At 53.7% G+C, this 7,389-nt stretch carries 8 protein-coding genes; 2 read left to right on the top strand and 6 right to left on the bottom strand.

Annotated elements, in window-relative coordinates:
• Positions 1–86: 86 nt before the first annotated feature.
• From ACESY8_RS10460 to ACESY8_RS10445, 4 genes are read right to left on the bottom strand one after another with little or no spacing between them, the layout of a single operon-like run.
• Complete coding sequence (locus ACESY8_RS10460) at positions 87–830, bottom strand: PcfB family protein (protein WP_491625112.1); 744 nt, start codon at positions 828–830, stop codon at positions 87–89.
• Positions 811–2,217 carry a relaxase/mobilization nuclease domain-containing protein gene (locus tag ACESY8_RS10455; RefSeq protein ID WP_054338961.1) on the bottom strand — a complete coding sequence of 469 codons (1,407 nt, stop codon included), beginning with the start codon at positions 2,215–2,217 and terminating at the stop codon, positions 811–813. Before ACESY8_RS10455 ends, ACESY8_RS10460 begins: the two co-directional genes overlap by 20 nt.
• Positions 2,217–2,540 carry a plasmid mobilization protein gene (locus ACESY8_RS10450; protein WP_054338960.1) on the bottom strand — a complete coding sequence of 108 codons (324 nt, stop codon included), beginning with the start codon at positions 2,538–2,540 and terminating at the stop codon, positions 2,217–2,219. The genes ACESY8_RS10455 and ACESY8_RS10450 overlap by 1 nt, the downstream gene beginning before the upstream one ends.
• Positions 2,524–3,288: a phosphoadenosine phosphosulfate reductase domain-containing protein gene (locus ACESY8_RS10445; protein ID WP_204244468.1), complete on the bottom strand. Its 765-nt coding sequence runs from the start codon at positions 3,286–3,288 to the stop codon at positions 2,524–2,526. Before ACESY8_RS10445 ends, ACESY8_RS10450 begins: the two co-directional genes overlap by 17 nt.
• 731 nt (positions 3,289–4,019) lie before the next feature.
• On the opposite strand from ACESY8_RS10445, the gene ACESY8_RS10440 reads away from it, so the two are divergent.
• Together ACESY8_RS10440 and ACESY8_RS10435 are read left to right on the top strand one after the other, a co-directional pair.
• A complete protein-coding gene (locus ACESY8_RS10440) occupies positions 4,020–4,631 on the top strand; it encodes a hypothetical protein (protein WP_054338959.1) in 612 nt (203 codons plus the stop codon).
• 175 nt (positions 4,632–4,806) lie between these two features.
• Positions 4,807–5,742, top strand: coding sequence for a TraX family protein (locus tag ACESY8_RS10435; protein WP_275556851.1), 936 nt, complete (start codon positions 4,807–4,809; stop codon positions 5,740–5,742).
• Positions 5,743–6,012: 270 nt separating this feature from the next.
• Here the strand turns inward: ACESY8_RS10435 and ACESY8_RS10430 are convergent, their stop codons facing one another.
• Both ACESY8_RS10430 and ACESY8_RS10425 read right to left on the bottom strand, forming a co-directional pair.
• Entirely contained in the window at positions 6,013–6,207 is a 195-nt protein-coding gene (locus ACESY8_RS10430; RefSeq protein WP_007494203.1) for a hypothetical protein, read from the bottom strand.
• Positions 6,208–6,573: 366 nt separating this feature from the next.
• Positions 6,574–7,296 (bottom strand): DNA-methyltransferase, encoded by a 723-nt coding sequence (locus ACESY8_RS10425; protein WP_152970501.1) that lies wholly within the window; start codon positions 7,294–7,296, stop codon positions 6,574–6,576.
• Between the last annotated feature and the right edge of the window lie 93 nt (positions 7,297–7,389).

Raw genomic sequence — 7,389 nt, 5'->3', positions numbered from 1 at the left:
CCCCCCCCCCCCCCCCCCCCCCCCCCCCCCCCCCCCCCCCCCCCCCCCCCCCCCGGAGGAGTGGAAAGCCTGTTTTAAACTCGCCATTATCTCGTCTTTGGCCTGGATTTTGCTTTGGTTTTCTGTCTGGCCGGGACGGAGCTACGCTCCAGCTGCGCCCGGTAAGCCTTGAGCCGTCCCTCCACCGAGGGGCGTTCAGTCATAGTTCCTGGGCCTTTGGGGGTAGAGGAGCTGGTTCTTGTATCGTGCGAGTCGCATCCCGACCGAGACTCTTTTTTTGGCGGCTCTGCCTGACGTGGGGCCGTCTGGCTGCTCTGGCGGCCCTGTGTGGGGGGCTGCGGGTCCTGCCGTGCCGTGGGGTCCTTGGAGTGCTTCTGGCGCTTTTGCGGGCCTTTTTCGGGGCCGTCCTTTGTATCGCGCGCCCTCTCCCGCGTATGTGCTTCCGGCTGCCGGTCCGGCTCTTGGTACAGCATACGCTGGAAGATCTGGTTGGCCCGGTCCAGCTCGGTCACCGGCAGGAGCACATCGATCATCTTCCCCCGGTCATCCCGGTCCCGGACGGCGGAAAACAACAGCTTCTGCTTTTTCGCCCGGTGCTGAAATTCCTTATACTGCTCTGGGGTCATGGAGAACTGCCGGAGATCCTGCGTCTCCCGCAGCATCTTCCCCAGGTTGACTTTCCCGGAGAGCTTTTTATGGTTTCGGGTAAGGGCCAGGGTGAGGGCCAGCAGGTTCTTCAGGGCAGAACCGGACAGCCGAATGACTACCTCCGTCCCGGACAGCAGCATACGCACCATTTGGTCGGCCGCCTCACCGCCTCCTATGTTCATTGGTTCTCACCTCTCTTTCACGTGCTTCTGCTTTGTCGATTTCCTGCTCCATCTGGGGCAGGCTGTTTTGGATCTTCCGGCACAGGGCCAGCTTCCTCCGCTCCGCCCGGATCTGCCGGTTGAGCTCTGCCAGCCGCTCATAGAGCTCCGCCTTTTCCTGAATCAGCCCTTCTCTGGGGACGCCGCACTGCTCCAGGGCGGCCACAGCGTCCATGTACTGGGCAAACTCCGTCTCCATGCCGGACAGTCCGGCCTCATAGAGCTCTTTGACAGGGGCCAGGGCCTCCGCATCCGCCAAAGCGGTGTAAAGCGCCCGGCGCCGCTTCCTCCGCACATTGAGGACGGTGCGCTGCTTCATCAGGTTGGCCAGCGTCTCCTCTGTGCGGGCAGTGAAGGCCGCCATGTCCGTCCGGGTCGTGATGCCGTTGTCCCGGAGGAAGGCAAACTGTTCCCGGTACTGCTCAAAGCGCATGACCTCCTGCCGGAGCTGGGGCGTCATGCGGGGTGGGTATTGCCGCTTGCCGATCTTCCCCAGTAGATAGAGATAGTGGACATACAGGGCCAAAAAGCCGGTGTACCTGGGGTACTTCTGGTAGGGGCGGTACTGGGGCCGGAGCTGGACGGCAGGCCGCCGTCCCACTTCGATGGCAGACAGGTTCCCCTGAATGGCGGCCCGGATGCCGTCCTCGGTGAACAGCGGATTTTTCCGGCCAGGGATTATGAACCGCTCCTGTCCCCGCAGGCGGAAGCCCAGGCGGTTCCCGTGGCGGATCTCATAGCCCATGTGCTCCATGAGCAGGAAGAAGTGGCCCAGGTCATTGGCGTCCGCTATGGCGGAGCGCAGGTCCGCCTCCAGCATGGAGCGGAAGGTGGGCTGGCCCCTGGACCGGCGCAGCCACTCAATGTAGCTGACCGCTTTGGACGGTTCTCCTTGCATGAGCACAGGGAGCCCATGTTCCCGGCACAGGCGGTCCGAGGTGGCCCGGATCTGCCGGTAGTAGCTCTGGGCATTGCTGTGGTACTTTTCGCCGGTATCCGCGTTGACTGAGTTGAAGAGGATGTGGGCGTGGATATGCTCCTTGTCTACATGAACGCCGATCACCGTCTCATACCCTGGCAGATGCTCTTTCGCAAATTCTGTGGCGATCTCCAGCGCCAGCTCCGGGGAGATCTCTCCGGGGCGGAAGGACTGGATGAGGTGGTAATACTGTATGCCGCCCTCCTTACCCACGGCCCGCTTGGTCTCCAGCATCTGCCGGCACTCATGGCCGGGGTCGCAGTTGAGGCGGGCGGTGAGGACCTGCTCCTGGGTCTTGTCCCCGTTGAGCACATATCGGACGCCCACATCCAGGCGGCCCTTCCGGGCCAGGATCTTGGTGATGGCCATTACTTTTTCGCTACCTCGTACATGAGCGCATAGACCTGCTCCAGCAGGTACAGCCCCCGTCTGGCGTCCTCCGCCCTGGCAATTCTGGCGTTGACGCTGCGGGCGATCTGGTTGATGTTGACGCCAATTTTATGCACCTCGGTGCGCAGGGCCTTGATCTCCTGGGAGGGGAGCGCCTTGACCGGCTGCCCTTCCAGAAGACGGGTGAGGAAGGCCCGCCTGGTCAGGCCGCACTGCCTGGCCTTGGCAGACAGCAGGCGGTACTGCTCCGAGGTCAGTTCAATGTGCAGATGATGTCGGCCATGTTTATCTGCTTTGCTCATGCCGTCTCCTTTTCCGCCTGGGAGCAGCGCTGGAGGCTTCCTCCCGGATCTCCTGCTCAAAGACCTTTTCCAAATCGAACACATTGCCATAAGGAACACCCTTCCGGCTGTAAGGCTTCATGGGCATGGAGATCCGGGCCTGCAGCTCCTTCAGCCGCTTCCAATACTGCGGGAGAAACTGATAAATATTTTTTAGTTCCCTCCGGTTCTTGTTTTTGCAGCACCAGCAGGAGACCCGGTCCAGGATATTATAGAGCCGAATACCGTTTTCCTCCCAGAAAAATCCCCGCTGGTAGCAGTACGCCAGGCAGTCCGCCTCCGTCAGAGGAGAGCATTTGGGCGGCTTCAGACGCTCCAGCCGATCCGGCTCGTCTGCGGCGATGCCCACATAGTGGACTTCCGCATCTGGGCTGTGGCCGTCCAGGGCTTTGATCTTCAGCGTGGTCCCCCAGCGGCAGAGGCCGCCGCACCAGCCGTAGCCGTGATGGAAGCCATTCTTCCTGGAGTTAATTGTCTTCTCCAGCATATCGTACAAAAACGGGGCGTCCGGCTTCACCTCTGTGAAGCGGATGCCCCGCTGCTCCAGGACCGGCTTCATCCGGTCCCGAATATCATAAATAGCTTGAAATTCCATTCCCGAGTTGTAAAAAATCACTTCGTCCAGTGGCATCTCTTTCTCCAGCACTAACAGCAGCATGGCAAGGGAGTCCTTGCCGAAGCTGACACTGGCGATGTATCGCAACGTCACACTCCTTTCTGAGGTCTGAGGCTGTTGATGCTCCGCCTGGAGGCGGCATAGGGGTCAGGGGTTCACCCCTGCAAGCGCGCAAATGTACATTTGCGCTATGCTTGCGGCGGCCTCGCCGCCAGAGGCGGCGAGGTTCCCGGCCCCGCCGAAGCGAGGCTTATTCTCAAGAGGTAGGTGGATTATGAAGTCGGCAGGCAGAGCATGTCAACTTCATGGAAAAGAAAATTATCGTTCTGATTCAGAGCGACGGTGCTTGCCTTATAGGCTGGAATGCTCGACATTCTAACATGATAGTGTCGTTTTCCGAATAATCTGACTATATCATGGAGGATATTATCACTCCTACAAGGGTGTCTGTTTTGACACCCTAAAAATCAAAATAATCTGGAAAGGGGGTTACATTAGACACCCTACTATTCCATGGTTAGAACCAGCAAAGGAAACTGTTGGCACAAAGAGTGATAAGCGTTTGCAAGTAACATCCCATTCTCCTTCGCAGAGCCAAAGCACCGATCCACAACTTTGGGGGAGATTCCAGTGGGAGACTACCGATACTCGAGGTTTTGTACGTAATTCCTTTGTGTGGACATACTGCTACGCAACAGTTTCCCCAATAAATACAAAAATTTTACAGAACCTTGATGGAACAAGAGATGACAATATGTTATTTTCACGTTAAGCGAGAACCACCATCCAAATCACATATCAGGGAGGAAAATAAAATAAAGAAAATGGTTGCGATTGCCTTGGCGGCTATCACAATGTTCGGACTGCCCGCGTCTTTATCAACGGGCGCATCGGCTGCGTCGATTACAGAAGATAAAGTCATTGAACTGGAGTATCCTGACTTTATTTCTAACGAAGACTATTACAGGACATTGGCTAAGGAGGAGGGGTACATCCTTGATATTGAAGTACCCGAAGAGTATGCTGATGAAGAAGCTGCCCGTATCGAGGAAATGTCAGAAAATACAGATGCTGCTACATTTGACTTGACGCGCAGTCAAGCAAAGCCAACCAAAAAGTGGAATATTTTGACCGATGGAAAATACAATTTATCTGCAGTCAATAATGTTTCTGTCACTCTATATTCACAATATCTGTTCACAGGATGGACATCCTACGAGGTGAGTATATATAACGAGCGAAAGGATAATCACGATTTTACAGTTAAAGCATATGAAAATAAGCCTCTCTTCGATGATCTTATTGAGGATGAGCATACGGTAAAACCTGGGCACACTGTCATCATGTATGTAGTGCCAAGTTCGGACACTGCTGCATGGTACCTCAAGTTTGAAGGTTATTCCACACTGAGTGGTTATGTTGCCAGAGATATCTGAGATTCTATAGGCTCTACTGTTGACTGCGCCACCTGAGGTCTGCTTAAAGCGCAAACAAAGTTTTTCCCTTGTCATCGAGATCAGCGGTTCTATTGGTAGAGACTATACCAAACCCAAAAGCAGTGATACAGGTGGACAATTCACCTGTATCACTGCTTTTTAGATGGAGGTATACATGTCGTCCTTTAGCTTAAAAATACTAGCGACAATCCTTATGATTATAGATCATCTAGCGTATTTCTGGTATGATTTTTTCCCGCTATGGTTTCGATGGTTGGGCTGTGCTTCTGCTCCCATTTTCATTTTTTGCTTGGTACATAGTTATGATAAAACGCATTCTAAAGCAAAGCTAATGATAAGACTATATCTTTTTAGTGTTTGCATGGCGGTTATCAATATTATACTTATGTGCTTAGGCTATATTATCGCAGGAGATACAGTGGCAAGCATAGATTTACGGAGTTTTAATTTCTTCAGCACACTGTTTTTGATTTCTCTAATTATAAGGATATTAGAAACAGAACGTATAAGGAGAAAAGTCATTTTATTAGTCTTCCTTGCAATTTGGCAAATTGTTTGCTCAATTTTCCTAACATACATAGCCTATATGCCATTACCATGGTTTGAATGGAGTCAGTCTGGAATTTTGTCTTTGTTCGTACAACTGCTTTCTTCTATCACTGGTAATATACTGTGGACTGAAGGATCAGTTCTTATCGTATTATTTGGTGTTCTGCTATATTATGCAAAGGAAAATAAATATAGCTTGATTCTTCTCTTGGGAGGATTTTCCCTATTTTATTTTTTATATAGTTTAACTGACTGGAATTGGTATATTATAAACACAGTTTTAGAGGCTGCAGATGCATTTACTGGGTCTGAAAATTTTAGAGATTTGATAGAACGAACCTTTGAAATTGCCCAATTAGCTTCAAGTGGACATGGAATAGAATCATTGTTTTTTACGGATTATAAATGGATGATGATTGAAGTATTGCCTATCATCTTGACCTATAATGGGAAACGTGGGAAGCCCTTTAAGTATGCTTTTTACTGGTTCTATCCGTTTCATATTTACTTGATTTGGGGAATTAGACTGCTGTTTGATTGACATAATTAGTACAATCCGGGAATTTTAAAAATTATTGTTACTTGTACTTTCCGTGCCAGAGACAACACCTACTCCTGTTATTTCGTTATCCCTGCCTTCCGGAGACTTATCAAGAACAGTTTGCAAGCAGCAGGCCGTCATATCCTGACAATTCCCTAGTAATACGTTAAATAAACCCCCACCAGTAACAGGTCGGGTGCTAAAAAGAGCTTTTAAAGACGGCCTTGCGCAGTTGGGCGCGGCATCCAGCCGATGCCGCGGCCGCTGCGGTTAGTCATTCGTTGGCAATGGTTCATCCGGTTCAGAAAGGGCCATCTTGACCTCGGCGCAGTTGTGCTCACAGCAATAGACCGCCGCTTTCCAGGGGTCTTTGTAGCGTGCCGCCACCTGTTCCATACCGAGGAAGCCGTAAACGATGACTTCCCATGTGATGAGCTGTCCGTTAATCGCCCGTTGGACTCCCATACAGTTCCCTCCGTTTCAATCTGTATTATACTGGGCTGCTTCCACAGCTACACAATACCACATACCGGACGGGAAAGCGATTCCTATTCCCGAACAGGCCGGACTATCCCCAAACAGCCCTTTCCACCCGCAGTCTGGAGCACGGCCTCGGAGTGGCCGGGCCAGACAGCCCTCACCGAGTTTGGCCCTCTGCTTTGTGAGGCTGCTTGGCAGGCGCCCTGGCCCGTTTCTGGGCGAGATAGTAGGCTGTGAGGCAGGATTACCTCCGTCCGGCAGCTTTACATCGCTGCCGGGCTTGCGGTGGCCCCGCCGGAGGTTTCCCTGGTGCCTCCACACAGGAAGGAAAGAGAGCGCTGACGCCCATGCTCACGCCGCCAGGAGCAGTTCCTGCTCGATCCGTTTCCTGGCCCGACGGGCATATTCGTCGGTGACCTCAATGCCGGTGGCGGTGTAGCCCTCCAGCACAGCGGCCAGGACTGTGGTGCCGCTGCCGGCAAAGGGGTCCAGGATATGGCCGCCCGGCTCGGTGATCTTTACCACATCCCGCATGAGCTGCAAGGGCTTCTCCGTCAGGTGGATACGGTTTTGGGGATTCCCGTACTTGAACATACCGGGGAGACAGGGCACGGGGCGGCTGATGGGCATATCCCCGTTGGAGCCCCAGACAATGTACTCCGCCTGTTGGCGGAAGCGGCCATTCTGAGGACGTGAGTTTCCCTTGTCCCACACAGCGGTGCCCCGCCAGATCCAGCCCGCCCACTGGAGGGCGTCGGTGGCCGCTGGGAGCTGCCGCCAGTCGATGAACATACACACCGGCGCGCCGGGTTTGCAGATCTTTCTGGCATCGCCAAGCCACTCCGCCGCCCAGCGGGTCCAGGAGCGCTGGTCCTTGGCGTCCCCGTCGAAAGGCGGGGGCGCGTGATCCCCCATGCTGGAATACTTCTTGGCCGTGGACTTGTTCTTCTCCGCCTGGGTACGGCCCCCGGAGGCGTAGGGCGGATCGGTGATGACGGCGTCGAAGGTACCGGGGGCAAAGCCGCCCAGAAGCTTCAGCGCATCGCCGTGGAGGATCTCCCACTTATCGTTCATGGGCATCCCTACCTTTCTATTACAATAGATTTACGGTTAAAGGCACGGCAGCCAGCCATGTCTTTTTTCGTATCGTTGCCTAAGCTGTTAGAA

Origin of the sequence: Clostridium sp. ATCC BAA-442 (genome assembly GCF_964239415.1) — a bacterium.
Classification (GTDB): Bacteria; Bacillota; Clostridia; order Oscillospirales; family Oscillospiraceae; genus Flavonifractor; species Flavonifractor plautii.
This window is presented reverse-complemented; position numbering and strand designations above follow the sequence as displayed.